The organism is Streptomyces anandii JCM 4720 (assembly GCF_014650655.1).
Lineage (GTDB): Bacteria > Actinomycetota > Actinomycetes > Streptomycetales > Streptomycetaceae > Streptomyces > Streptomyces anandii.
The window spans coordinates 1-918 of the sequence record NZ_BMVJ01000096.1 but is presented as its reverse complement, the minus strand read 5'-3'; the positions used below and the strand labels follow the sequence as shown (position 1 = coordinate 918).

1 protein-coding gene is annotated in these 918 nt (G+C 63.9%); it reads left to right on the top strand.

Features of this window, described 5'->3' with window-relative positions:
* Positions 1–918: aromatic ring-hydroxylating oxygenase subunit alpha (locus IE249_RS35460; RefSeq protein WP_189711642.1), on the top strand; the 918-nt coding region annotated here is incomplete at both ends.

Sequence of the window (918 nt, the reverse complement as noted above, 5' to 3'; positions counted from 1 at the left end):
GCCACTCTTCCCGGTTCTGCCTATACGGATCCGGAGGTGTTCGCTCTGGAGCAGGAGCGGATCTTCGAGGCGATGTGGTTCTGTGTGGCGCGTTCTTCGGAGCTGGGCAGGCCGGGGCAGTTCCGTACCTGTCAGGTGGGTGGGGAGAGTGTGCTGGTGTCGCGTTCGCGCGATGGTGTGGTGCGGGCGTTTTTGAACATCTGCCGGCATCGTGGGGCGCGGTTGTGCACGCAGGAGTCGGGTGAGGTCAGGCGTGCTTTTCAGTGTCCGTATCACGCCTGGACGTATGGGCTGGACGGGAAGCTGGTGGCGGCGCCGAATCTGGCGTCGATGCCGGATGTGGACCGGGGTGAGTACGGGCTGGTGACGGTTCATGTGCGGGAGTGGCTGGGGTATGTGTGGGTGTGTCTGGCCCAGGAGCCGCCTTCGTTCGAGGAGGAGGTGATGGGGGCGGTGGTGGAGCGGCTCGGTGATGTGGAGTCGATCGAGCGGTACGGGGTGGGGGAGTTGAGGGTGGGGCGTCGTATCCGCTACGACGTGGGGGCGAACTGGAAGCTCATCATCGAGAACTTCATGGAGTGCTATCACTGTGCGACGATCCATCCGGAGCTGACCGAGGTGCTTCCGGAGTTCGCGGACGGTTATGCGGCGCAGTACTACGTGGGGCATGGTGCGCGGTTCGGTGAGCAGGTGCGGGGGTTCACCGTGGATGGTTCGCCGGGGCTGGAGCGGATTCCGGGTGTGGCCGAGGAGCAGGACCGTCGTTATTACGCGATCACCATCAGGCCGCAGGTGTTCGTGAATCTGGTGCCCGATCATGTGATCTTCCATCGGATGTATCCGATGGCGGCCGACCGCACGGTGGTGGAGTGCGACTGGCTGTATCTGCCGCATGTGGTGGAGGGCGGTGCGGATGTG